This is a genomic window from Achromobacter agilis, assembly GCF_900496965.1.
GTDB lineage: Bacteria > Pseudomonadota > Gammaproteobacteria > Burkholderiales > Burkholderiaceae_B > Achromobacter > Achromobacter agilis.
This window is the reverse complement of sequence record NZ_UFQB01000022.1, coordinates 1-22,841: the sequence shown is the minus strand read 5'-3', so window position 1 is coordinate 22,841 and position 22,841 is coordinate 1. Positions and strand designations below refer to the sequence as shown.

General features: G+C 67.7%; 19 protein-coding genes. 6 read left to right on the top strand and 13 right to left on the bottom strand.

Features of this window, described 5'->3' with window-relative positions:
- Window positions 1-9: 9 nt before the first annotated feature.
- The 6 genes from AGI3411_RS22235 to AGI3411_RS22210 all read right to left on the bottom strand — a co-directional run bounded on the left by AGI3411_RS22235 (window position 10) and on the right by AGI3411_RS22210 (window position 8,164).
- Window positions 10-1,755 carry an HAL/PAL/TAL family ammonia-lyase gene (locus tag AGI3411_RS22235; protein ID WP_244240424.1) on the bottom strand — a complete coding sequence of 582 codons (1,746 nt, stop codon included), beginning with the start codon at window positions 1,753-1,755 and terminating at the stop codon, window positions 10-12.
- A gap of 87 nt (window positions 1,756-1,842) precedes the next feature.
- Entirely contained in the window at window positions 1,843-2,934 is a 1,092-nt protein-coding gene (locus AGI3411_RS22230; protein WP_129529501.1) for an MBL fold metallo-hydrolase, read from the bottom strand.
- On the bottom strand, window positions 2,927-4,264 hold the full coding sequence (locus AGI3411_RS22225; protein WP_129529500.1) for an MFS transporter: 1,338 nt from the start codon (window positions 4,262-4,264) through the stop codon (window positions 2,927-2,929). Before AGI3411_RS22225 ends, AGI3411_RS22230 begins: the two co-directional genes overlap by 8 nt.
- Before the next feature lie 43 nt (window positions 4,265-4,307).
- Window positions 4,308-5,963, bottom strand: coding sequence for a urocanate hydratase (locus AGI3411_RS22220; RefSeq protein ID WP_129529499.1), 1,656 nt, complete (start codon window positions 5,961-5,963; stop codon window positions 4,308-4,310).
- 11 nt (window positions 5,964-5,974) lie between these two features.
- Entirely contained in the window at window positions 5,975-7,066 is a 1,092-nt protein-coding gene (locus AGI3411_RS22215; RefSeq protein WP_129529498.1) for a DUF917 domain-containing protein, read from the bottom strand.
- Between the two features lie 216 nt (window positions 7,067-7,282).
- A complete protein-coding gene (locus tag AGI3411_RS22210; RefSeq protein ID WP_129529497.1) occupies window positions 7,283-8,164 on the bottom strand; it encodes a LysR family transcriptional regulator in 882 nt (293 codons plus the stop codon).
- A gap of 101 nt (window positions 8,165-8,265) precedes the next feature.
- Between AGI3411_RS22210 and AGI3411_RS22205 the strand changes: the two genes are divergently transcribed.
- Together AGI3411_RS22205 and AGI3411_RS22200 are read left to right on the top strand one after the other, a co-directional pair.
- Complete coding sequence (locus AGI3411_RS22205) at window positions 8,266-9,621, top strand: dihydroorotase (RefSeq protein WP_129529496.1); 1,356 nt, start codon at window positions 8,266-8,268, stop codon at window positions 9,619-9,621.
- An 11-nt stretch (window positions 9,622-9,632) separates the two neighbouring features.
- Window positions 9,633-10,895: a Zn-dependent hydrolase gene (locus tag AGI3411_RS22200; RefSeq protein WP_129529495.1), complete on the top strand. Its 1,263-nt coding sequence runs from the start codon at window positions 9,633-9,635 to the stop codon at window positions 10,893-10,895.
- Here the strand turns inward: AGI3411_RS22200 and AGI3411_RS22195 are convergent.
- The 4 genes from AGI3411_RS22195 to AGI3411_RS22180 form a co-directional block, all read right to left on the bottom strand.
- Window positions 10,892-12,151 (bottom strand): ABC transporter substrate-binding protein, encoded by a 1,260-nt coding sequence (locus AGI3411_RS22195; RefSeq protein ID WP_129529494.1) that lies wholly within the window; start codon window positions 12,149-12,151, stop codon window positions 10,892-10,894. The genes AGI3411_RS22200 and AGI3411_RS22195 overlap by 4 nt on opposite strands.
- Before the next feature lie 93 nt (window positions 12,152-12,244).
- Complete coding sequence (locus tag AGI3411_RS22190) at window positions 12,245-12,988, bottom strand: GntR family transcriptional regulator (RefSeq protein WP_129529493.1); 744 nt, start codon at window positions 12,986-12,988, stop codon at window positions 12,245-12,247.
- Window positions 12,989-12,990: 2 nt separating this feature from the next.
- Window positions 12,991-14,601, bottom strand: a complete 1,611-nt coding sequence (locus tag AGI3411_RS22185) for an AMP-binding protein (protein WP_129529492.1) — start codon at window positions 14,599-14,601, stop codon at window positions 12,991-12,993.
- 3 nt (window positions 14,602-14,604) lie between these two features.
- Complete coding sequence (locus AGI3411_RS22180; RefSeq protein WP_129529491.1) at window positions 14,605-15,645, bottom strand: cyclase family protein; 1,041 nt, start codon at window positions 15,643-15,645, stop codon at window positions 14,605-14,607.
- 114 nt (window positions 15,646-15,759) lie between these two features.
- Here AGI3411_RS22180 and AGI3411_RS22175 point away from each other — a divergent pair, with 114 nt between their 5' ends.
- Both AGI3411_RS22175 and AGI3411_RS22170 read left to right on the top strand, forming a co-directional pair.
- Entirely contained in the window at window positions 15,760-16,755 is a 996-nt protein-coding gene (locus AGI3411_RS22175) for a Bug family tripartite tricarboxylate transporter substrate binding protein (protein WP_129529490.1), read from the top strand.
- The gene (locus tag AGI3411_RS22170) at window positions 16,752-17,474 is read left to right on the top strand and encodes an SDR family oxidoreductase (RefSeq protein WP_129529489.1); all 723 of its coding nucleotides are present in this window, start codon (window positions 16,752-16,754) and stop codon (window positions 17,472-17,474) included. The genes AGI3411_RS22175 and AGI3411_RS22170 overlap by 4 nt, the downstream gene beginning before the upstream one ends.
- 16 nt (window positions 17,475-17,490) lie before the next feature.
- On the opposite strand, the gene AGI3411_RS22165 is transcribed toward AGI3411_RS22170, so the two are convergent.
- Complete coding sequence (locus AGI3411_RS22165; protein WP_244240430.1) at window positions 17,491-18,387, bottom strand: GlxA family transcriptional regulator; 897 nt, start codon at window positions 18,385-18,387, stop codon at window positions 17,491-17,493.
- A 90-nt stretch (window positions 18,388-18,477) separates the two neighbouring features.
- On the opposite strand from AGI3411_RS22165, the gene AGI3411_RS22160 reads away from it, so the two are divergent.
- Window positions 18,478-19,155: a DJ-1/PfpI family protein gene (locus AGI3411_RS22160; RefSeq protein WP_129529487.1), complete on the top strand. Its 678-nt coding sequence runs from the start codon at window positions 18,478-18,480 to the stop codon at window positions 19,153-19,155.
- Window positions 19,156-19,163: 8 nt separating this feature from the next.
- Here the strand turns inward: AGI3411_RS22160 and AGI3411_RS22155 are convergent, their stop codons facing one another.
- Window positions 19,164-19,646 (bottom strand): Lrp/AsnC family transcriptional regulator, encoded by a 483-nt coding sequence (locus AGI3411_RS22155; RefSeq protein WP_129529486.1) that lies wholly within the window; start codon window positions 19,644-19,646, stop codon window positions 19,164-19,166.
- Between the two features lie 144 nt (window positions 19,647-19,790).
- On the opposite strand from AGI3411_RS22155, the gene AGI3411_RS22150 reads away from it, so the two are divergent.
- Window positions 19,791-20,414, top strand: a complete 624-nt coding sequence (locus AGI3411_RS22150) for a LysE family translocator (RefSeq protein ID WP_244240423.1) — start codon at window positions 19,791-19,793, stop codon at window positions 20,412-20,414.
- Between the two features lie 49 nt (window positions 20,415-20,463).
- Here the strand turns inward: AGI3411_RS22150 and AGI3411_RS22145 are convergent, their stop codons facing one another.
- Window positions 20,464-22,362 carry an ABC transporter ATP-binding protein gene (locus AGI3411_RS22145; protein WP_129529484.1) on the bottom strand — a complete coding sequence of 633 codons (1,899 nt, stop codon included), beginning with the start codon at window positions 22,360-22,362 and terminating at the stop codon, window positions 20,464-20,466.
- Window positions 22,363-22,841 lie beyond the last annotated feature (479 nt).

Genomic DNA, 22,841 nt, shown 5'->3' with positions numbered 1-22,841 from the left:
CGCTTCCGTTCAGGGGGCCAGGCCGGCCCATTCGGGCCGATGCCGGCCCTGCGTCAGGAATCCGGCGGCCAGGACGATGTCGGTGTCGTTGCGGCGGTCTTCGGCCATGTAGGGAACCTGATTGCGGAATGCGCGCCACAGCGCGCCGGTGCCCGTCCCGGCCCGGAAATCGGGGTGTTGGGCGGCGTGCAGGTCCACCGCCTGCGCGGCGTGCATCAGTTCTACCGCCAGCAGCATCGTCAAGCGGTCGACCTGGGAAGCCAGCCTGCGGCCCGCCGCCGGTGCATTGGTCCCGACGTCTTCGATGTTCCCGGCCTGGGGCTGGACATCGGTCGATACCGGCAATGACAGCATCCTGATCTCCGAGGCAAGTGACGACACCGTCTTCTGGATCGGCCCGTAGCCGATCGCGCCATTTCCCGGGCTGAGAAACCGCGCAAGGCCGGTGAATCCGGTATCGGTCAGCCTGAGCGTGCGCTGGGCCGACAATTGCGCCACCTGGGACAAGGCCACGCCCATGCTCTGGAGCGGCAGCACCCAGGCGCTGGGATCGAAGCCGGCGCTGGGCAGCACGGCGCCGCGGACCGGGCCGTCCGTGACGTAGAACTGCAGCTCGTAGGATTGGGCGTCGTCCGGGGGGCGGGCATCCAGCGCCACGGTGGGGTTATCGTCGGAGCTGTTGATCTGCAGCTGCAACTGTCGTTGCAGCAGTTCCAGCATGTCGCGTGCCGCGCCGTGGGCCTGGCTCACGGTGCGGAAACTCAACGGATCCTGCAGGGCCCGCCGGGCGTCCTGTTTCCACAGGGAACTGCCCTGCAGCAATGCCGTCATGTGTTCGGCCGTGCGTAGCTGCCCGCCGTAGGGCCGTTGGGCCTGCGCCGCCGACAGGATCGGAGCCAGGTTTCCGCCCAGCCCTTCGAGCGAGAGCGAGGCGATCGCATCGGCCTGCGAGAGCAGCCTGGCCGCGTCCAGCGCCGCCAGCGAGGCGACAGCGGCGCCATAGGCATTCGAGCTGACGATGGCCAGGGCATCCTTGCCGAAGGGCTGCACCGGTTCTAGGCCGGCCTGGCGCAAGGCCTGTGCCGCGGGCAGGCGTTGGCCGCGGTAATAGGCCTCGCCTTCGCCCATCATCGCCAGCCCGATTTGCGGAAGAATGGTGATGTCGGCCTCGCCTACGGAGCCTTCCCCGAACATCACGGGGGTGATGCCGCGGTTGAGGAATTCGGCATACTGGCGCAGCACGGCGGGCTGCAGGCCCGAGCCGCCGAACAGGGCGGTATTCAGCCGGATGAGCATTGCCGCCCGCGTCACTTCCCGGGGCGCCTCCGCGCCGTAGGCGGCACTGTGCGAGCGCAAAAGATTGCGATTGAATTGCTCCGACAGCTTGCGGACTTCGGGCGAAATTTCGCCGCCCTTGAAAATGGTCTGGTCCTTGTTCAGCCCTACGCCCCGGTTCAGTCCGTACACGGGGCGGTCCAGGCGGGCATACGCCAGCAGCAGGTCGTAGGCGCGTTCCGCGCGCTGCATGGCCTCGCCGGTCACCGTAATCGCGCAGCCCTGCCTGGCGACGGAGTCCACCTGCGCCAGGGTCAGGGAGCGGCCGTCCAGCGCGACGGGGGCGCAGGCGGCCGAAGCGAGGGCTGCGGGGGCGAGGAACGCCGCCAGCAGCGCGGCGATGGAACGGGACCGGCGGATGATCGGGGTTGCGGTCCGGAGGGAGCGGCCGGACGCGAACAGCGGGCTCTGCATAGGCATTGCGACTCCTGGCGTAAGGGGGAAGAGGGTGCGGCTGCGCAGCGGGCCGCGCAGCGGCCCGCAACGTCGCGGTGGAACAGCGGAGGCTTAGGGTTTGGGCTGGCCGCGGAGCGGCAGGCGGAGCAGATCCTGGCCCAGCACGACCGGCCCCTGGAAGGTGCGGCGCGCCTGCAGCCAATGCTCCGCGGGAGCGTCCCCCGGCACCAAGTGCGACAGCACGAGCGTCCCGACTCCGGCGCGCGTGGCCACCTCGCCCACCTCCTGGGGCGTGGTGTGCGCCTCCAGCAGCTGATGGGCCAGCGCCTGTTGGCGGGCATCCCAAGGCTTGGCGCCAACAATGTGGTCGACCCAGGCCGGGTCGATCGCCTCATGCACCAGAACGTCCGCGCCACGCGCCAGCTTGATCAGGTTTTCGCTGACCGCGGTATCGCCCGAGAACACGACCGAGCCTGCCGCGGTGTCGAAGCGATACGCGAAATTGGGGTAGACCAGCCCGTGCGGTACCAAGATGGCGCTGACCTTGACGCGTTCGTCCTGCCAGACGGGGAACGGTTCCATCGGCGGCGCGGGATCGGTGTTCGGATCCTTGACCACGCCGGCAGGCACCGCAATATCGTGTGCCTTGAAGAACTGCCGGATGTCCGGCACGCCTTCGCTGCGCACGCGTATGTTGAGGTCGGCCGACATGCCGGCGACGACGGATTCGACCAGGTCGCGGGTTCCGGCGGAAGGGTTCTCGGCATGGACCACCACGTCGTCCTTCATGCCCGGCGCGAGCGGCGGCAGCACGCCGCGCCGCCCGGGGCCGTATATCTGCATGGAGGCCTTGGCGCGGCGCCGCGCGCTCGGGTCGTACATCAGGAGATTCGCCAGGTCGATGATGTGGTCGGTGTGCAGGTGAGTGAGGAACACCGCCTGCTCCGTGCCGGGTTTGACGCCGGCGCGGCGCAGTTGCCGGTATGCGCCCGAACCCAGGTCTACGATGTAGGCCCGTCCGTTCACCAGCACGGCGGACGAAATTCCGTGGGGCGAGGCATCGCCGTACCAGGTCGGTCCGCCCGCGACGCCCAGCAGCACGAGCTCGGCCGCGGCGGGCGATTCGGCCGCGAGCGGCGTCGCGCAAAAGCCGGCGAGCGTGAGCGTCGCGGCTGCGATCAGTGTTTTATGTGCGTTAAACATGGCGGCCCTGCGGAAGTAGCGTCAGCGCCACCAGCGCGACCACGCAGGCGCCCATCACATACAGCGCGGGCGCGAACGCCACCCCCGTGGTGTAGGTGATCCAGGTAAGAATGGCCGGCGCGAAGCCTCCCAGGACCGTGACCGCCGTGTTGTACGACAAGGACATGCCGGAGGAGCGCACGGAGGTGGGAAACACTTCGGACAGCGCGGCCGGGGCCACGCCCACGTACATGGCCACCATCAGGCAGAACAGCGACTGCACCACGATGAGCGCGCCCTGCGTGTGCGAAGCCTTCAGCCACATCATGAGCGGATAGGACGCAAGCAGCAGCAACAGCGCCGCTGCACGCAGCACGTTGCGTCGGCCGTAGCGGTCGGACAGCGTGCCGGAGAAGACGCAGCCGCCGATCAGGAACAGATTGCCCACCAGGGCGGCCAGGAAAGCCTGCGAACTGGAGAAGCCCATCGACTTCTGCACATAGATGGGCATGAAGATGATCAGCGCATAGGGGCCGACGGCCCAGAGCACGGAGATGCACAGGCCGGTCAGCAGCTCCCTGGGATAGTCCCGGAGGACCGACAGCAGGGGCTCCTTGACGCGGTCGCCCTGGAGCGCCTGGCGCGCCTGCTCTTCGCGGAAGTGGGGCGTTTCGTCCAGCGCGCGGCGCATCCACAAGCCGACCGGCGCGATCGCCAGGCCGATGATGAACGGCACGCGCCATCCCCATTCCCCGACCTGCTGTTCGGTCAGCAGCGTGGTGACCAGGGTCGCGACCAGCGCGCCCAGAAGGTTGGAGATGCCCATGCTGGCCTGTAGCCACGAGGCGTACTGGCCGCGCTTGCCTTCCGGCGCATGCTCGACCAGGAAGGCGGTGGCGCCGCCCACTTCGCCGCCGGCGGAGAACCCCTGCAGCACGCGGCCGCACACGATGAGCAGCGGGGCGCCCACGCCGATCGCGGCGTAGGGCGGGGCGGCCGCGATCAGGAGCGTGCCCAGGGCCATCAGCATGATGGTCAGCGTCAGCGCCGCCTTGCGTCCGGCGCGGTCTCCGTAGGATCCCAGTATCAGCGCGCCGAGCGGCCGTACGACGAAGCCCAGGCCGAAGGCCAGGAAGGATGCCATCAACTGGACGGTGGGATCGGCGTTATGGAAGAAGTTCTGCCCGATGTACACCGCGAACAGAGCGTAGACGGTGAAGTCGTACCATTCGAGCGCATTGCCGGCGGAAGCGGCGATGACCGCCTTGCGCCCGCTGTGGGCTTTAGCCGTTTGGGAGGCGCCGCGGCCCGGCGGGGCCCCGACTCCCGGATTGATCGTGATGTCTTTCATTTTTTCCCCATTGAAATCGTGTGTGCCTGGAGAGCGTCCGGGGTCAGCCGCCGCTCGTAGCGGTGTCGATGCGCGCGATGCCTTTCCGGCGCACCTCGTCCAGGGCCTCTTCGTAGCCGGCGTCCGCATAGCGCAGCACGCCGCTGGCCGTGTCGTTGGTCAGCGACAGGCGCAGGCGTTCCTCAGCCGCGCTGGAGCCATCGGCCACGACGGTCACGCCCGCGCTGGTCATGTAGCCGCTGTACCCGCCGCCTCCGGAATGGATCGCCACCAGGTCGGCGCTGGATGAACAATTGATCATCGCGTTGAGCAGCGGCCAGTCGGCGATGGCGTCGGAGCCGTCGCGCATGTTCTCGGTCATGATGTTGGGATGGGCCATTGCACCGGCGTCCAGGTGGTCGCGGGTAAAGGCGACCGGCGCGCTGAGCGTGCCCTCGCGGACCATGCGGTTGACTTCCAGCGCAAGTTCGGTACGCTCGCCGTGGCCGAGCCAGGCGATGCGCGCGGGCAGCCCTTCGAACGGCACTTCCTCGCGCGCCAGCCGGATCCAGTTGGACACGATGAAGTTGTCGGGAAAGCGCCGCAGCAGGAAATCGTCGATCTTGCGGATGTCGTCCGGATCGTTCGACAGCGCGATCCAGCGGAACGGACCGATGGCGCGGGCGAACAGCGGCCGCAGGAAGGCTTCGGTGAAGACCGGGATCTCGAAGGCGCGTTCCACGCCGCCTTGCTTGGCGTGGGTGCGGATGAGGTTGCCGTTGTCGAATACGACGGCGCCGCGGTCTTTGAAGCCCAGCATCGCGGTGACGTGGCGCACGATCGACGCGCGGCTGGCGTCCATCAGCCGGGGAATGTCTGTGCGGCGCAATGCCGCCACCTGTTCGAGCGTATGGCCGGCCGGGATGTAGCCATAGACCAGGTCGTGCGCCGAGGTCTGGTCGGTCACGATGTCCGGCACGATGCCGCGGGCCAGGATCTCCGGGTAGACGTCGGCCGCGTTGCCAAGCAGGCCCACCGAGATCGGTTCGCGGCGCTCCTGCGCCTGGCGGATCAGCGCCAGGGCTTCGTCCAGAGAGTCCGCGCGCCGCTCCAGGAAGCCGGCCTTGATGCGCTTCTCGATGCGCTCGGGATTGATCTCCACGGTCAGGATGGCGGCGTTCGCCATGCGGCCGGCCAGCGGCTGCGCGCCGCCCATGCCGCCCATGCCCGCGGTCAGGATGAAGCGTCCCCGGAGGTCATTGCCGAAATGGCGTTCGGCAATGCGGGAGAAGATCTCATAGGTGCCCTGGATGACGCCCTGCGAGCCGATGTACTGCCAATCGCCCGCGGTCAGCCCGCCCCAGCAGATCAGGTTGTCCCGCTCCCATTGGTAGAAGTTTTCCGCCTTGGCCCATTGGCCGACCATATTGCAGTTGGCCATGATCACGATGGGCGCCTGCGGATGCGTGCGCAGCACGCCGATGGGCTTGCCCGACTGCACGATCAGGGTCTGGTCTTCTTCCAGTTCGAGCAGGGCCTTGACGATGGCGTCATGCGACGGCCAATCGCGCGCGGCGCGGCCCAGCGCCGCGTAGACCACCAGGTTGGCGGGGTCTTCGCCCACGGCGAGCACGTTTTCCAGCAGGCGCAGCAAGGCCTCCTGGCGCCAGCCCTTGCAGCGCAGCACGTTGCCGCCGGGGATATTGAATTCGCGTTTCACGTGGGTTGACCTCAGGATGCCAGTGCGTAGTCGGTGAAGTTCATGCCCAGCGCCTTTTCCACGATGGGGTAAACCGATGGATCGGTGACGCTGGAGGACAGCGGGATGTGCTGTTTGCTCACGTGCAGGATGCTTACCTGCAGCCCCTCGCGCAGCTTGCCGGCGCTCACGGGGTTGCCGTCGGCGTCCAGCGTGGTGATGACGTCGGGATAGCAGGCGATCCGCGCGCCCTGGGCATCGGTCACGGCCATGTGTTCGTTCATCACGTGGATCACGCGCTTGCCGGCGCCTTCGCCGATTTCCACCGTGCCGATGTCGAAGGCTTCTTCGGTGTACTGGAGCGTGTTGCGCACGACCTTGCCGGAGCCGATGATCTCCCCCTGCGTGGCCTTGCAGATCGCGTCGATCACGGCACTGCCGCCGCGCGCTTGCGCCGCGATGATGGCCTCGCCCAGCGCCAGGGCCTTGCTGATGCCGCCGAGCGCCGCGTGCCGGCGCACATAAGCGGCGCGTATCGGGTTGCGGCAGCTGGCGATGAAGCCGCCGGCCATGTCCGCGGCCTTGCGAAGCACGGGCGACACCTTGCCGGTGGCGCCATGGATGGTCAGCTCCATATAGGAGTTGCTGGCGCGGTTGCCGCCGACGGCGCATTGGATCATCGGCTCGGGGCTGCCGGCCAGGCCGAGAGATCCCATGTCGCCGGTGGGATGGGCGCGGATATCGCCCACGGCGTCCACCACCTTGGTGCCAAGCACTGCCGAAGGCAGCCAGCCGTTCAGGGTGCTGGACATGCCGTTCTGGCCGATGATCAGGCCATACACCGGCGCGCCCAGCGCGTCCTGCAGCCGCTGGGCGGCCTTGACGTAGTCGATGCCAAGCATTTGCCAGTCGGTCAGCCCGCCCGGCGCGCCGATGGCGGCCGCCGTGGCGATCCAGGCGTCGTCCGGCACTTCGTCCATGGAAACCAGTTCAGGCCGTCCGATCGTGACGGCCATCGAACCGAGTTCCCGGCCGTGCTCCGCCCAGCCGCCGCCGCCGCAGGCGAACACCGAGCCGCCCCGGACCGCCGCCTCGACGTCGCGCATAGTCAAAATCCTACCCATGGTGCCTTCCTTCCCGATTGCTGTTTGAACGATTCCCGCGGTGCAAGCGCAGGACAGACGAGGGCATCATAGGAACCAATTTTGATAATGTCGTATTACCTTTTATGTCTTATGCATAACATCATGTTAATAACCGGCCGCCACCCCAGTGAAGGCGGCGCGGCCCCCAAACCGGCCTAAGGGATATCCCCAAGAGCGTTGCGCGGCGCGGCCGCGCTAATCGAGGTTGTGCAGCACGTTGATGAAAGCCAGCGCGAGCCGGGACAGTGGCTGCAACTGTAGATGGAACACGTTCACCGGCGCATTCACCGTGCCGCTGATGGGTACGGTCACGACCTCGGACCAAATAGGGCCGGCCACCGTGATCTCGTCCACCAGCGCGACCCCCGCGCCCGCCTGCACGAGAGCGCAGGCTACATGGGCCTGCTGTACCTCGATGCGCGGCTCGGGTTGCGCGTCCTCCCCGCCGAAGAGCTTGTTGATCAGCATGCCGAAGGGGATGTCGGCGCTGTAGCCGATCAAGGGTTCGTTGACCAGGTCGCGTACCGTGACCTGGCCGCGCGCCGCCAAGGGATGGCCTGCGGGCAACACCGCCACAATCTTGTTTTCATACAGGGGTTGCCACGCCAGGCTGGGATGGTCCACGGGCATGTAGGCGACGCCAAGCTCCACCTGCTGCGTCAGCAGCGACTGCAGCATCACCGCGGGGATCAGCGTCTGCAGCACGATGCGGACTTCCGGGAATTGCCGCCGGAACTGCGCAATGGCGCGCGGCAACAGGGATTGCCCCAGGCTGGGGCTGCACGACAGGCGCAACTGGCCTTCGCGGTTCTCGGCAAGGTTGTCGGCCACTTCGTTCACGCGCTGCACGTTCTGGTAGAGCGCCGTGACTTCCACGAACAGCCGGCGGGCTTCCGGGGTGGGATAGAGCCGGCCCTTGATGCGCTGGAACAGCATCAGGCCCAGGCGCTGCTCGGTATAGGCGATCAGCCGGCTAACCGCAGGTTGGGACACGAATAGCAGCTTGGACGCGCCGCTGATGGAGCCGCTGAGCATGATGGCCCGGAAGACCTCGATCTGCCGCAGATTCAATTTCATATGATTAACCTGATGTTAATTCCTACATACATATAAGCATAAGACGTTTTGGTAGGGCGCTAACTACACTGCATCCACTCATTTAAAGGATGGAAGCGGTCATGAGCGATTTCGATTGGGTGGTGCGGGGCAATATCGTCGATCCGGACACCGTGGCGACGGACGGCTGGCTGGCGGTGAGAGACGGCAAGATCGCGGCGCGTGGCGTCGGCGCGCCGCCCGCTGCGCGGGAAAGCGTGGACGCGCGCGGCCAGTGGATCGTGCCCGGCGTGGTCGACGGCCAGGTGCACTCGGGCAGCCAGTTGAACCAGGAAGGGCTGGGCTGGGCCTCGCGCGCCGCGGCGGCGGGCGGCGTCACCGTGATGGTGGACATGCCCTACGACGATCCGGAGCCCGTGGCCTCGCGCCCGCAGTTGGATGCCAAGATCGCCGAAGTGGAGCGCGACTGCCATGTGGACGTGGCGCTGTTCGGCACCTTGAATACCCAGCACGGCCTGGGGGCCGCCGCCGGCCTGATCGAGGGCGGCGTCTGCGCGTTCAAATTCTCGACCTTCGAAGCCACGCCGGGCCGTTTCCCGCGCATCGAGGAAGACGATCTGTACGAGGCGTTCCGGCTGATCGCGCCATCGGGACTGGCCTGCGGCGTGCACAACCAGATGCAGGACATGACGCGCAAGAACATCGCGCGCCTGGTCGCGGCCGAAGACACGGGCTGGGATGCGTTCATGCGCGCCCACACGCCGCTGATCGAGAACCTGGCCACCGCGCTGATCTACGAGATCGGCGCTGAAACCGGCGCCCGCGCGCATGCGGTGCATGTGTCGACCTCGCGCGGCTTCGAGATCTGCAACATGTACCGCCGCAACGGCCATCGTTCCAGCATCGAGACCTGCGTGCAGTACCTGATGCTGGACCACGAAGAGCACACGCGCCGCTTCGGCGCCAAGACCAAGCACTATCCGCCGATCCGGCCGAAAGCCGAAGTGGACCTGCTGTGGACCCACATCGCCAACGACGAATGCACCTTCGTGTCGTCGGACCACGTGAGCTGGGGCCTGGAGCGCAAACAGAACCCCAATGTGTTCAAGAACGCGTCTGGCGGTCCTGGCCTGGAAACACTGTTGCCGGCGTTCTGGACCGGCTGCGAAGAGCACGGCATCGCGCCGTCGATGGTGGCGAGGCAGCTCAGTCGCAACCCCGCCCAGCACTTCCTGCTGGACGACCGCAAGGGCACGCTGGACGTGGGCAAGGACGCGGACATCGTCATCCTCAAGCCGGAACGCTACGCTTTCGACCCCTCGGACAGCCTGTCGGCCGTGCAGTGGAGCTCGTTCGAGGGCCGCGAGTTCACCGTGCGCGTCGCGGCGACGTGGTGCCGCGGTCAGTTGGTGTTCGACGGCCAGCGCATCGTCAACCAAAAGGGCGACGGCCGCTTCCTGCGCCCGCGCCAGGCTTGAGGAGCGGATCCATGGCCGTTGAATTCCCGCCCTTGAACGCGGAACGCCTGTGGGCGCGCGTTGAAACGTTGGCCGGCTTTACCCTGCCGGATGTTCCCTGGACACGCCGCGCCTTTTCGCCCGAGTTCGCCCAGGCCCGTGCCTGGCTGCGCCAGGAGTTCGAGGCCGCGGGCCTCGCCACGCGCCTGGACGCCGGCGGCAACTTGATCGGCACGCTGGCCGGGCGGGACCCGGCCCGCAAGCCCATCAGCACCGGCTCGCATTGCGATACGGTCATGAGCGGCGGCCGCTTTGACGGCATCATCGGCGTGCTGGCCGGTATTGAAGTCGCTCACAGCCTGCGCGAACACGGCATTCAGCTTGAACATCCATTCGAGGTGATCGACTTTCTGTCCGAAGAGCCCAGCGACTATGGTCCTTCGTGCGTCGGCAGCCGCGCGTTCAGCGGCAAGCTGGACGCCTCCATGCTGGCGGCGCGCAACCCGCAGGGCGAAACCCTGGCCGAGGGCATTGCCCGCATCGGCGGCGACCCGGCGGCGCTGAATGCGCCGTTGCGCGGCGCCGGCGAGACCGCCGCCTTCGTCGAACTGCATATCGAACAAGGCCCCGTGCTGGAAAGCCGCCAGCTGCCGGTCGGCGTGGTGACCAATATCGTCGGCATCCGCCGCGTGCAGATCACTGTGGAAGGGCAACCCGACCACGCCGGCACCACGCCCATGGACATCCGCCGCGACGCGCTGGTGGGCGCCGCCCGTATTATCGATGTGGCCAACCGCCAAGCCAGCGCGCTCAGCGGCAATCCGCACTACGTGGTGGCCACCGTGGGCCGCTTGACGCTCACGCCCAACGCGGCCAATGCCGTGCCGGGCCGCGTCGAGATGGTGCTGGAAGTGCGCAGCGACAGCAACGCCGTGCTGGACGGCTTTCCGGAAACACTGATGGAAGGCGTGGCCGAAGGCCTGAAGGCGCTGCGGCTGAACGCCAGCGTGGCGCCGGTCAGCCGCGCCCTGCCCACGGACTGCTCACCGCTGGTGATGGATGCGGTCGAGGCTGCGGCCGGCCAGCTGGGCTACGCCTCGATGCGCCTGCCCAGCGGCGCCGGCCACGACGCCGTTTACATGGCGCCCACCGGACCCATCGGCATGATCTTCATTCCCTGCCTGAACGGGCGCAGCCACTGCCCCGAGGAATGGATCGAACCGGCGCAACTGCTGGACGGCTCGCGCGTCCTCTACCAAACGGTGATGGAGCTCGACCGCGCGCTGCGCGGCTAGCGCTCCTGCTTCTTCACCAGCGGGCAGGTGGACTTGGACAAGGGCATGAAGGCCTGGTCGCCGGGCAGGGTGGCCACCAACTTGTAGTAGTCCCAGGGTCGCTTGGACTCGGACGGCTGCTTGACCTCGAACAGGTACATGTCGTGCACCATGCGGCCGTCCTCGCGGATGCGGCCGTTGGAGGCGAAGAAGTCGTTGATCGGCCTGGCCTTCATTTGCTTCATCACGGCGGTGGGTTCGTCCGTGCCCGCGGCCTGTACGGCTTTCAGGTAGTGCATCACCGACGAATAGGTGCCCGCCTGGCTCATGTTGGGCATTTTCTTGAGCTTGTCGTAATAGCGTTGCGACCAGGCGCGGGTCTGGTCGTTCATGTCCCAGTAGAACGCCTCGGTCAGGGTCAGGCCGGCGGCGGCTTCCAGGCCGATGGCGTGGATGTCGTTGATGTACAGGAGCAGGCCGGCCATTTTCTGGCCGCCCTTGGTCAGGCCGAATTCGCTGGCGGCCTTGATGGCGTTGACCGTGTCGCCGCCGGCGTTGGCCAGGCCCACGATTTGCGCGCGGCTGGCCTGGGCCTGCAGCAGGTAGGAGGCGAAGTCGCTGGAGCCCAGCGGGTGGCGCGATGCGCCCAGCACCGTGCCGCCGTTGGCTTTCACGACATCGGTCGCGGACGCCTGCAGCGTATGGCCGAAGGCATAGTCGGCCGTTAGGAAATACCAGCTCTTGCCGCCTTGTTCGACGGTGGCGCGCGCCGTGGTGTTCGCGAGCGACCAGGTGTCGTAGGTGTAGTGCACGGAATAGGGCGAGCACAGGTCGTTGGTGATGCGCTCGGTGCCCGGCCCGCTGAAGACCACGATCTTTTTCTTTTCGCGGGCCACTTCCAGTACGGCGAGCGCGGGCGCGGATCCGGCCACGTCCATGATGGCGTCGACTTTCTGGACGTCGTACCACTCGCGCGCCTTGGCCGCGGCGATGTCGGCCTTGTTCTGGTGGTCCACCACCATCAGGTCGATTTTCTTGCCCAGCACCGTGCCGCCGAAATCGGCGATGGCCATCTCTGCCGCGGTGGCGCTGCCCTTGCCGGTCACGTCGGCGTAGACGCCGCTCATATCCAGGATCAGCCCCAGGCGGACCACGTCATCGGAGACCGCCGCGGGCTGCGCCTGGGCGGCGCCCGCCGCGAAAGCGGCCGTGGCGGCCAACAAGGTGAGGGTGCTGCGCAACTGCAAGTAAATCCGTGGTGTTCCGGGGCATGTCATGGGGGTCTCCTTTGTGCCGGATCTTTTCGGATGCTGCGGGAAGGTGGGGCAATGGGGCGTGGCGGGACGGACTCCTCGGGGCGGCCGGACGCCTCAGCGGCCGGTCAGCAGGTCGAATTCCATCCGGACCTTGCGGAAGGGGAATTCCAGCCGCGCGAAATACACCACGCGGCCGTCGATGCAGGCATAGCGGCGCAGCTCGGCGACGGGGGAAGAAACGGGAATCTGCAGGGATTCGGCGGATTCCTGGCCGGCCTCGATCACGTTGAGCACCTGGCGGGCCTCGCTGATGCGCGCGCCGTAGAACTGGTCCAGCACCGGCGCGACGGTGCTCTTCTGGATGCGGGCGCGATGCTTGCGGAAGAGTCCGCTGTCGAGGAAAACCTCGCTGTAGCAGAACGGGCCGGCATCGGTGGTGTGCACCCGGCGCAGGTATTGGAAACTGCCGCCGCGGTCGGCCCCGCAAGGCATGCCCAGCATGTCGGGCAGCGGCGAGTCGGCGCTGGACTCCACTAGTGAAACCGTGCCCAGCTGATTGCTCAGCTCCACGGTCTCGGCCCAGGTCTTGGGGATCAGCAGGGTGGGCGTTTCGGGCAGTTCGGCGTTGACGAAGGTGCCGGAGCCGCGCGCGCGCCGAATCAGCCCGTCTTCCTCCAGCAGGCCGAACGCCTGGCGGATCGTGGCCCGCGAGATGCCGTAGGTTGCCATCAGGGATTCCAGCGGCGGAATCTGCTGGCCGGGCCGCCACGTGCGGTTCTGGATGTGGCTGCGAAACAGCGCGGCCGCCTGCAGGTAGAGCGGCTGGGGGCTGTGCGAGAAGAGCTTGCGGGCGGACATGGTCAGGGCGAAGGCGGCGTGGCGGCCGACGCGAGCAGGGCGTCCGCCATTTCGCGCAGCCGGTGTTTCTGGATCTTGACCGAATTGGCGCTCTCCACCGAGGGAAAGGCGTCCAGAACGGCGAAGCCTGCCGGCACCTTGAAGCCGGCCATCGCCGCCTTGCAGGCGGCGGCCCAGCCGGCGGGATCGGCCTGGGCGCCTTCGTCCAGCAGCACGAAGGCATAGGGCACGATCTTGCCGGCCTGGGTAGCGCCCACGACCTGGCAGGCGCTTACGCCGGGCAGGGTCTCGACGACCTGTTCGATTTCCACGGGATTGACCAGGAAGCCGGACAGGCGCAGCGAATCGCCCATGCGAGTCTGGAACACGAACTGGCGCGGGGTCAGCGTGTAGCCCAGGTCGCCCGTTTTGAAATAGCCGTCGGCGGTGACGGCGCCGCGGGTGGCCTCGGGGTTGTCCAGGTAGCCCTGCATCAGGCTGGGCGACAGGATTTCGAGTTCGCCGGATTGGCCATGCGGCAGGATGTCGCCCGTGGCCGGGTCGCGCGCCCGCACGCGGGCGTCGGGATAGATCAAGGCGCCGCCGGGCTGATGGCGGGCGGAGACTTCGCCTTCGGCGGGGTCGCGGGGCTGCCCGGCAGCCAGGGCAATCAGTTCGCTGGAGCCGTACAGGCCGGTAAGTGGCACGCCCGCCTCCTGGGCGAGGTCGAGCAGGTGATCCAGCGCCGGCGTGAAGCTGGCGAAGCCGAAGAGCCGGGCGGAGGCGAAGTCGCCCGGCGCGGCCGCCTGCATCATGCCGACCAGCGCTTCATTGTTGGCATAGGTGTGCGTTACCGCGTAGCGGCGCGCGGCGGCGGCGGATTGCGCGGCGTTGAAGACGGGCGCGCAGACGACGGGTGCGCCTTGGGCCAGGCCGCCCACGAGCGTGGCGAAGCCGAAGGCGCCGCAGAAGGGCGCGCTGGCCAGTACGCAGCTGTGGGCGTCGTAGCCATAGGCCCCGGCCACCGCCGCGCCGTGGCGCAGCAGGGTGCGCTGGTCGTGCAGCACGAATTTGGGCTTGGACGTGGTTCCCGACGTGGTGAAGCACAGCACGCCGGCGTTGCCCTGCGCCGGCGGCGCGGGCTCCTCCGTGGCCAGCAGGTCCGCGTAGCGGTGCGCCGGCTTGCCGTGGACCACGGGGGACTCGCGGGCCTCGGCCAGTGCGATCACGCCTTGCAACCGCGCCACGTGCTCGGGCGCGACGCCGTCGAGAATGCCCTGGAAGTCGATGCCCTTGAACCCCGGCCAGAACACCAGCCAATCGGCCTGGCCGCGCCCCAGGATGTCGGCGACTTCCAGCGCGCGAAAGCGCGTATTGACCGCCAGCACCAGCGCGCCGAGGTACGCGCAGGCAAGGAAGGACTCCACCCATGCCGCGCAATTGGGCAGCCAGACCGCGACGCGCTGCCCGGGCCGCACGCCGATGCGCGTGAGCCCGGCGGCCAGCGCGCGGCTTTGCGCCCGCAGCGCCGCGGCGCTGATGGGTTGATCCTGGTCGATGAGAAGAGGGGCGTCCGGCTGGCGCGCGGCAAGCGCGTCCAGGTGTTCGGAGAAGGTCGAGTACGGGAGCTGCATGGCTTACACGGTAGCGATCGGCGTCACGGGCGAGCCCACCGCGCCGGGCATGCGCAGGGGCGGGGCGGTCAGGAGGAAGCGGTTGCGGGCCTGCCCGCGCAGCCAGTCGGCCAGGTCTTTCAGGTACCAGAGCTCGGCCAGCGGGACACCCAGCTTGAAGAGGCAGTGGTGATGCAACGGCAGGATGGAATGGCCGGGCCCCGAGGTGCGCGCCGGATAGGCCTCGACCGCGTAGTTGTCGGCGCAGAGGGCGGCGATGCCGGAACGCGTGATCCAGTCCAGCAGCGCCGGATCGGAACCGTCCAGCACGGCGCCGGTCTGCTCCAGCTTGTGCGGATCGGGCTGGCCGTTCATGGCCACGACCGCCTCGGCGAAACCAGTGCGCAGCACCAGCATGTCGCCGGCCTCGACCGATACGTTCTGCGCCTGCATGGCCGCTTGCAGCTGGGCGTGCCCCACGATCGTGCGGCCGGGCCCGAATGCCCGTTCCAGGTCCACCAGCACGCCCCGGCCCTGCATGCCTTTTTCGGCATAGCGGCTGACGCTGAGCTTGCGCGCATACGAGCCGCCCGGCGGGCAGCAGGCCTCGGCCGAGGCGTCGGCGTCCGCGCCGCCGAAGACGTCCACGCCGGCCGCATAGCCGTTGTAGTAGACGCGGCGGGCCTCGCCGTCGCCCTGGATGTCGAACATCGCGCCCACGTGGCACAGGCCGTCCCATTGCGTGGAGTACTGCATGGACAGGGTGACCTGGTCGTCGGACAGCACGTCCACCGCCTCGGGCTGCACCTGCGACATCTCGAAGTTCAGGTAGGGCGTGCCTTCGCGGAACGTGGGCTTGAGCGTGGGCGCGTGGCGGCGCGGGTTCAGCACGTTGCCGCCGGGCAGGTCCAGCGGCAGCGACAGGCAGAACACCTTGCCCGCGCGGACTTCGCGCACGGCCTGCAGCACTTTTTCTTCGGTCAGCAGGTTCAGGCGGCCGAGCTCGTCGTCCGCGCCGAAGTCGCCCCAGGTCGATCCTTCGGGGCGTCGGGTCCAGCGTTTCATCTGCTTGTCTCCTATCGGTTTTCTATGTTTTTATTAATATAGTACGTATTTACGTACTTTAAAAAGAAACCCAAAAGAAATCCGCAATCAGCGGATTCGATCGGAGACAAAACCATGACGCAATCCGTGTATCCGCGCGCCGCATGGCGCAGCTTCGCGGTCGCCGCGCTGGCCGTGCTGGCGCTGCCCGCGGCCCACGCCGCCGGCTATCCCGACCATCCCGTCACCGTCGTCGTGCCGTATCCGCCCGGGGGCGGGGCGGACATCTTCGGCCGCGCCATCGCGCACGCGCTGGAGCCGGGCCTGAAGCAGACCGTGCTGGTCGAGAACAAGCCCGGCGCGGGCGGCAACATCGGCATGGCCTACGTGGCCCGCGCCAAGGCGGACGGCTATACGCTGGGCCTGGGCACCATCGGCACCCAGACCATCAACCAGTTCCTGTACAACAACATGGCGTTCGATCCCGAGCGCGATCTGGTGCCCATCGCGCTGGTGTCGACCACGCCGAACGTCATCGCCGTGAGCGCCAAGTCGCCCTACAAAACAGTGGCCGACGTGATCAAGGCGGCCAAGCAATCCAGGGACAAGAAACTGACCTACGCCTCGCCCGGCGTCGGTTCTTCGGTGCACCTGACCGGCGCATACTTCGAGGCTATGGCGGGCGTGACGATGCTGCACGTGCCGTTCAAAGGCACTTCCGCTTCGCTGCCGGCGGTGGCCGGCGGCCAGGTCGACCTGCTGTTCGACAACCTGCCCGGGTCGCTTGCGCAGATCAAGGACGGGAACCTGGTGCGCGGCGTGGCCGTGACCTCGTCCACGCGCGACCCGTCGGTGCCCGATCTTCCGACCGTCGCAGAGTCGGGCCTGCCGGGCTTCGACGTCACGGCCTGGTTCGCGCTATACGCCCCGCGCAACACGCCGGAGTCCGTGGTCAAGCAGTTGATCGAAGCCGCGCGCAGCGGCCTGCAAGGCCAGGCCATCGCGAAGAACTTCGCCGGCATGGGCGCCAAGCCCGGCACGCTCTTCGGCGCGGACCTGGCGGCGTTCGAAAGCCAGGAACGCAAAAAATGGGGCGGACTCATCAAGGACAAGGGAATCACCGCGCAATGAAAACACCCATCGCACTGGTCACCGGCGGCAGCCGGGGCATCGGCCGCGCCATCGTCGCGCGCCTGATCGAAGACGGCTACCAGGTCGTCAATTTCAGCCGCGGGGCGCCGGAGGCGCTGCTGCCCGGCGAAACCTTCCGTTCGGTGGACCTGGGCGACGCGGCGGCGACCATCGCCGCCGCGCGGGAACTGGCGGCCGAGCGTTCCGTGCTGCATCTGGTCAACAACGCGGGGATGATCCAGGTCGCCAACCTCGAAGACGTGACGCAGGAGCAGATGGCCCGCACGTTGGCGCTGAACCTCACCGCGCCGCTGCTGCTGTTGCAGGCGCTGCTGCCTGGCATGCGGGCGGCGCGCTACGGACGCGTGGTGAACATCGGCAGCCGCGCGGGCCTGGGCAAAGGAGGCCGGACCGTCTACGGGGCCTCCAAAGCGGGGCTGGCGGGCATGACGCGCACTTGGGCGCTGGAGCTGGCCGGCGACGGCATCACGGTGAACACCGTGGCGCCGGGGCCGGTGGCCACCGAGCTCTTCAACCAGTCCAATCCGCCCGGCGCGCCGAAGACCGTGGCCCTGGAAGCCTCGATCCCGGCGGGCCGCGTGGGCCGGCCGGAAGAGGTGGCCCACGCGGTTGCCATGTTCCTGGATCCGCGCGCGGGCTTCACGACCGGGCAGCTGCTGTACGTGTGCGGCGGTGTATCGGTGGGCCTGGCGGGCTAGACGGGGTACGGGCGCGTCATTCGGCCGGCGGCCGCCCGGCCGCCGGCCGGACCGCGTACTGCCGCGCCATTTCCTTTCTGGAGACCTTGCCGCTCGCGGCAAGCGCCGCCGCGCGCTCTTCGCGCAAGCGGCGCAGCACTTCGGTGGGGGCAACGCCGAAATGCGCGGCGAATCTGCGCTGGAAGGTCCGGCGCGACATGTGGCAGGCGTCGGCCATGTCGTCCACCGACCAGCGGGCCGACAACTGCGCTTCCATTTTTTCGACTAGTTCGCGGAAGGGCGCGGCCACGCGGTCCTGCAGGCGCAGGGTCTGGCTGTACTGGCGCTGATCGCCGTTGCGCCGCATGAAGACGACCAGCCGGCGGGCGACCTGTTGCGACAGGTCGGGCCCGAAATCGCGCTCGATCAGCGCCAGCGCCAGGTCGATGCCGGCGGTGACGCCGGCGGAGGTCCAGTACTTGCCGCTTTCGATGAAGATGCGGTCGTCCTGCACGCGCAGGGCCGGGTAGTGCGCTTGCAGGCGGGTGGCCGAACGCCAGTGCGTGGTGACGGCCCGGCCGTCGAGCAGGCCGGTGGCGGCCAGCACGAAGGCGCCGGTACACACGCTACAGGTGCGCCGGGTGTCCGGGTCGCGGCGGCGCAGCCAGGCCTGCGTTTCGCCGTGGACGCTGGCCAGATCCGCGCCGGGCCCGCCAGGCACCAGCATTGTGTCGATCGGCACGTCGGCGTCATCCGCGAAGGTGCCGTCCATCTGCATGCGCAGGCCCTGTTCCCAGGTGGCGACCACGGGCGTGGCGGCGATGGTTTGCAGTTGGTAGAGCTTGCGCCCGGCCTCTTCGTTCGCCGAGCTGAAAGCCTGCCAGGGCCCGGCCAGGTCCAGCGGCTGGAATCCGTCGTACAGGACGAACAGGATGCGCAATGGCGCATTCGGGGCCGCAATTGGCGCGTCGGGCCGGGCGCGTCCGCCTATCCTGGAGGCTGGCGTTTCTAAGGGAGCATCGTCATGCATGTGAATTTTCTCTTGTTCGAGGGACTGACCCAGCTGGATATGACCGGGCCGTACGAGGTGTTGGCGGGCGCGCCGGGCTTCACCGTGGATTTTGTCGCAAAAACGCGCGATCCGGTACGGTCGGATCGCGGGTTGTGCTTCGTGCCCACGCAGACCATCGCGTCCGCGCCGCCCTGCGATCTGCTTGTGGTGCCGGGCGGGCCGGGCACGGATGATGCCATTGTCGATCCCGATTGGGTTGCGTTTACGCACAAGCAGGGGCTCGAGGCGCAATACGTATTCGGCATCTGCACGGGATCGTTGCTGCTGGGCGCCGCGGGGCTGCTGCGCGGCAAGCGCGCATCCAGCCACTGGCGCGCGCGCGAATTGCTGTCGCGCTTCGGCGCCATACCCAGCGACGAGCGCATGTGCGTGGACGGCCGGGTGTTCACCGCGGGCGGCGTCACGTCGGGCATCGACATGGGGTTGAAGGTGGTGGCGGAACTGTGCGGCGAGGACGTCGCCAAGCTGATCCAGCTGCAGATCGAGTACGACCCCAAGCCGCCGTTCCCCGGCGGCACGCCCAAGACGTCCGAGCCGGCCGTCGTGGAACGGTATCTGGCGATGTCGCAGGACCGCTTCGAACGCCGCTCGCAGGCGGTGGACCGCGCCGCGGCGGCGATGCCGTCCTGAAAAGGGGGTTACTTGGCCAGGTGGTCTAGCGGCAGCGGACTTTGGGGCTTGATGGTCTGGATGGCGAAGTTGCTGCGGATGTCCTTCACCCCCGGCAGCTTCAGCAGGGTGTCGAGCAGAAAGCGCTCGTACCCGCGCAGGTCCGGCACCACCACCTGCAGCAGGAAATCGGATTCGCCCGAGACCAGGTGCGCGGCGATAACCTCCGGCAGGGCGCTGACTTCCTTGCGGAATTCGGCGGCGTCGCGTTCGTGGTGCCGCTCGACCTTGATGCCGACGAAGACGGTCAGCCCCAGGCCGACCTCGTCCGGCGCCAGCCGGGCCTCGTATCCCTGGATGACCCCGGCTTCCTCCAGCAGGCGCACGCGGCGCAGGCAGGGCGACGGGGACAGCCCGATCTGTTCGGCCAGCTCGACATTCGTCAGCCGGCCGTTCTGCTGCAGAGCCTCGAGGATGCGGCGATCATAGCCGTCCAGTTCGCGTTTTGGCATGAATTATGGATTGTTTGAGTGGATGTTGGTGAAGTGTGCTAATCATGATCGATATGGTGGCAGGAATAGCAAGCACATGCCAGCCCGATTTTCCTAGAATGATCTCCTCTTCGACAAGATAGGCAGGAGCGGGCGATGGTGGATATGGCGATGTTTCTGGGGGCGCTGCTGATCGTCTATGTGGTGCCGGGGCCCGACATGATCCTGCTGCTGGAAACCGGCGTGCTGCGCGGACGCGGGCAGGCGTTGGCGGTGGCGGTGGGGCTGGCGATCGCGCGGGCCGCCCACGTGACCCTGGCCGCGCTGGGGCTGGCGGCTCTGTTCAAGACCCATCCGTGGGCGTTCGATGCCGCGCGCACGGTGGGCGGGTGCTACCTGGTCTGGCTGGGCGTGCGCCTGTTGCGCGCCGGGCCGGTGTCCTACGATGCCGTCGGCCAGGCGGCGCCGCGCCAAGCGGGCTGGAGCGGGGCGCTCCTGAGCGGGGTGCTGACCAACGTGCTCAATCCCAAGGCGTTGCTGTTCTGCTCGGTGCTGCTGCCGCAGTTCGTGTCGCCGGCCCACGGGCCGATCGGCCAGCAGTTCGCCGTGCTGGGCGTGATCCTGGTCGGCCTGGGGCTGGCGTTCGACGTGATGTGCGCGCTGGCGGGCGGGGCGGTGGGGCGCTGGATGTCGGCCAGTCCGCGGGCCCAGAAGATCCAGAGCCGGATCTTCGGCGTGGCCCTGATCGGCTTTGGCCTGCGCCTGACGATCGCGCAGCGTCCCGCATAAAGAAGCGCGGCGCTCCCGGGACGGGTATCCCGGGAGCGCCGCGAGGGCCTTACTTGGCGAAGGCGTACGACGATTCGTCCGGCTCTTCGACCGGGTCCGCAGGCGCGGCCGCGGGTGGCGCCGCGCCGTCGTCCAGCAGTTCCTCCGGCCTGAGGCCCTTGGTCAGCTCCAGGGCCTGGCGTTCGAACAGGCGCCGGTACAGGCCGTTCTTCAGGCGGATCAGCGCTTCGTGGCTGCCTTCCTCGATGACGCGGCCATGGTCCATCACCAGCAGGCGGTCAAGCGCGCGTACGGTGGACAGGCGGTGGGCCACCACCAGCGTCGTGCGGCCTTCCATCAGGCGGTCCATCGCACGCTGGATCAGCACTTCGCTTTCGCTGTCCAGGCTGGATGTGGCTTCGTCCAGGATCAGGATGGGCGCATCGGCCAGGAAGGCCCGGGCGATCGCCACGCGCTGGCGCTCGCCGCCGGAGAGCTTCACGCCGCGTTCGCCCACCAGCGTGTCATAGCCCTTGGGCAGCGCCATGATGAAATCATGGGCGCTGGCCAGGCGCGCGGCCTGCTCGATCTGGGCCTGCATGGCGCCGGGGCGCGCATAGGCGATGTTCTCCGCCAGCGTGCGGTGGAACAGCACCGGTTCCTGCTGGACGATCGCGATCTGGCTGCGCAGCGAGGCCTGTTTCGCCTGGGCGATGTCCTGCCCGTCGATGGTGATGCGGCCGTCGCTCACGTCATACAGGCGCTGGATCAGCTTGATGAACGTGGTCTTGCCCGATCCCGAATGCCCGACCAGCCCGACGCGCTCGCCCGGCGCGATGCGCACCGAGAACTTGTCGTACAGGGCCGTGCCGTGCGTGCCGTAGCGGAAGGTCACGTCCTCGAAGCGGATCTCGCCGGCCGTAACGCGGATTTCGCCCGCGCCGGGACGGTCGTCCACGCCCAAGGGCTGTTTTTCCAGCGCGACCAGTTCTTCCATGTCGTTGACCGAGCGCTGCAGGTTGCGGATGTGCATGCCCACGTCGCGCAGGTGGCCCTGCAGCATGAAGAACATCGTCAAGGCAAAGGTGATGTCGCCCACGGTGGCTTCGTTGCGCGACCACAGCAGCAGCGACACGCCCAGGATGCCCGCCTGCATCGCCACCAGCATCGCGCCCTGGATGCCGCCGTTCAGCGTGCCGCGGATCCAGGTGCGGCGGGTGCGCCGGCGCCATTTGTCGACGACGTGCTCCAGCCTGGCTTCTTCGCGTTCCTCGGCGCCGAAGGCCTTGACCACGGCGTTGCAGCTCACGGCGTCGGCCAGGGCGCCGCCCATGCGGGTGTCCCAGGCGTTGCCCAGGCGCGCGGCCGGCGCCACGTAGCCGAGCGACAGCGCGGCGGTGACGGCGATGTACAGCACCGAGCCCGCGCCGACCACCAGACCCATCATGGGCCAGTGCGCGCCCAGCAGGGCGGTGGCGCCGACCAGCATGACGATCGAAGGCAGCAGCGCGACGAGCAGCGTGTCGTTCAGGATGTCCACGGCCCACATGCCGCGCGTCACCTTGCGCACCGTCGAACCGGCGAAGCTGTTGGCATGCCAGTCGGTGGAGAAGCGCTGCACGCGGTAGAAGGCGTTGGACACGATTTCATTCATCATCTTCAGCGTGAAGGTGATGATGTTCTGGAATACGCCCTGGCGCAGCAGCGTGCTGCCGATGCCCAGTGCGATCAGCAGCCAGAACGACGTGAGGGCGGCGCTCCAGACCAGTTCGTCGCCCGCGGCGCCGGACGCCACGGCGTCGACCAGCCGGCCGGCATATAGCGGCGTCAGCACGTCGGCCGCCGACGACAGCAGCGCCAGCACGATGATCAGCGCCGTGCGCCAGGGCTGCGCGCGCCAATAACGGAAGGTAAAGCCCAGGACATCCTTGAAGGCCTGTCCTCGAAGATCGATTTTTTTTCTAGCCATTGCAATGGCCCGGCGTCACCAGGACGCCGGGAGTCCTTGTGTGGAAAGAGGAAGGGACGGCCCGCGCGAGTTGCGCAGGCATTGCGTTTACGGATTTGGAGCGGGCGCGGAGGACCAGTCGCTAGATAGGCATCCAGCGATGGGTCCGCGCGGGCGACGACTTAATGGCGTCGCGGAGACACGCGCGGGACGGCGGTTTGCGGATACATCATCTTTCGCCTCCCAGTGGTGTATTGAATGGGGAAAAGGAATGGGCAAAGGCCCGAATTGAAGATTCTATAGAAATGGTGTAGCGGGATCAACGGGTGCACGCGCGGTGTGGGTTTTTTTCAACTCGCGGGCGCTTCAGGCGGAAGGCTTGAACAGCTCGGGCGGCAGCCTGGCGACGGCGTCGTAGGTGAGCCGGATGTGGCTGGCGAGCAGGTCGCAGGCGCGGCCGGCGTCGCGGGCGAGGGTGGCGTCGAGGATGCCCCGGTGTT

What these genes read in the sequence shown, in the direction of transcription:
- AGI3411_RS22235 (WP_244240424.1), bottom strand. Translation starts at nt 1,755, where the DNA reads ATGCCTATGCAGAGCCCGCTGTTCGCGTCCGGCCGCTCCCTCCGGACC.
- AGI3411_RS22230 (WP_129529501.1), bottom strand. Translation starts at nt 2,934, where the DNA reads ATGTTTAACGCACATAAAACACTGATCGCAGCCGCGACGCTCACGCTC.
- AGI3411_RS22225 (WP_129529500.1), bottom strand. Translation starts at nt 4,264, where the DNA reads ATGAAAGACATCACGATCAATCCGGGAGTCGGGGCCCCGCCGGGCCGC.
- AGI3411_RS22215 (WP_129529498.1), bottom strand. Translation starts at nt 7,066, where the DNA reads ATGGGTAGGATTTTGACTATGCGCGACGTCGAGGCGGCGGTCCGGGGC.
- AGI3411_RS22210 (WP_129529497.1), bottom strand. Translation starts at nt 8,164, where the DNA reads ATGAAATTGAATCTGCGGCAGATCGAGGTCTTCCGGGCCATCATGCTC.
- AGI3411_RS22205 (WP_129529496.1), top strand. Translation starts at nt 8,266, where the DNA reads ATGAGCGATTTCGATTGGGTGGTGCGGGGCAATATCGTCGATCCGGAC.
- AGI3411_RS22200 (WP_129529495.1), top strand. Translation starts at nt 9,633, where the DNA reads ATGGCCGTTGAATTCCCGCCCTTGAACGCGGAACGCCTGTGGGCGCGC.
- AGI3411_RS22195 (WP_129529494.1), bottom strand. Translation starts at nt 12,151, where the DNA reads ATGACATGCCCCGGAACACCACGGATTTACTTGCAGTTGCGCAGCACC.
- AGI3411_RS22190 (WP_129529493.1), bottom strand. Translation starts at nt 12,988, where the DNA reads ATGTCCGCCCGCAAGCTCTTCTCGCACAGCCCCCAGCCGCTCTACCTG.
- AGI3411_RS22185 (WP_129529492.1), bottom strand. Translation starts at nt 14,601, where the DNA reads ATGCAGCTCCCGTACTCGACCTTCTCCGAACACCTGGACGCGCTTGCC.
- AGI3411_RS22180 (WP_129529491.1), bottom strand. Translation starts at nt 15,645, where the DNA reads ATGAAACGCTGGACCCGACGCCCCGAAGGATCGACCTGGGGCGACTTC.
- AGI3411_RS22175 (WP_129529490.1), top strand. Translation starts at nt 15,760, where the DNA reads ATGACGCAATCCGTGTATCCGCGCGCCGCATGGCGCAGCTTCGCGGTC.
- AGI3411_RS22170 (WP_129529489.1), top strand. Translation starts at nt 16,752, where the DNA reads ATGAAAACACCCATCGCACTGGTCACCGGCGGCAGCCGGGGCATCGGC.
- AGI3411_RS22160 (WP_129529487.1), top strand. Translation starts at nt 18,478, where the DNA reads ATGCATGTGAATTTTCTCTTGTTCGAGGGACTGACCCAGCTGGATATG.
- AGI3411_RS22155 (WP_129529486.1), bottom strand. Translation starts at nt 19,646, where the DNA reads ATGCCAAAACGCGAACTGGACGGCTATGATCGCCGCATCCTCGAGGCT.
- AGI3411_RS22150 (WP_244240423.1), top strand. Translation starts at nt 19,791, where the DNA reads ATGGCGATGTTTCTGGGGGCGCTGCTGATCGTCTATGTGGTGCCGGGG.
- AGI3411_RS22145 (WP_129529484.1), bottom strand. Translation starts at nt 22,362, where the DNA reads ATGGCTAGAAAAAAAATCGATCTTCGAGGACAGGCCTTCAAGGATGTC.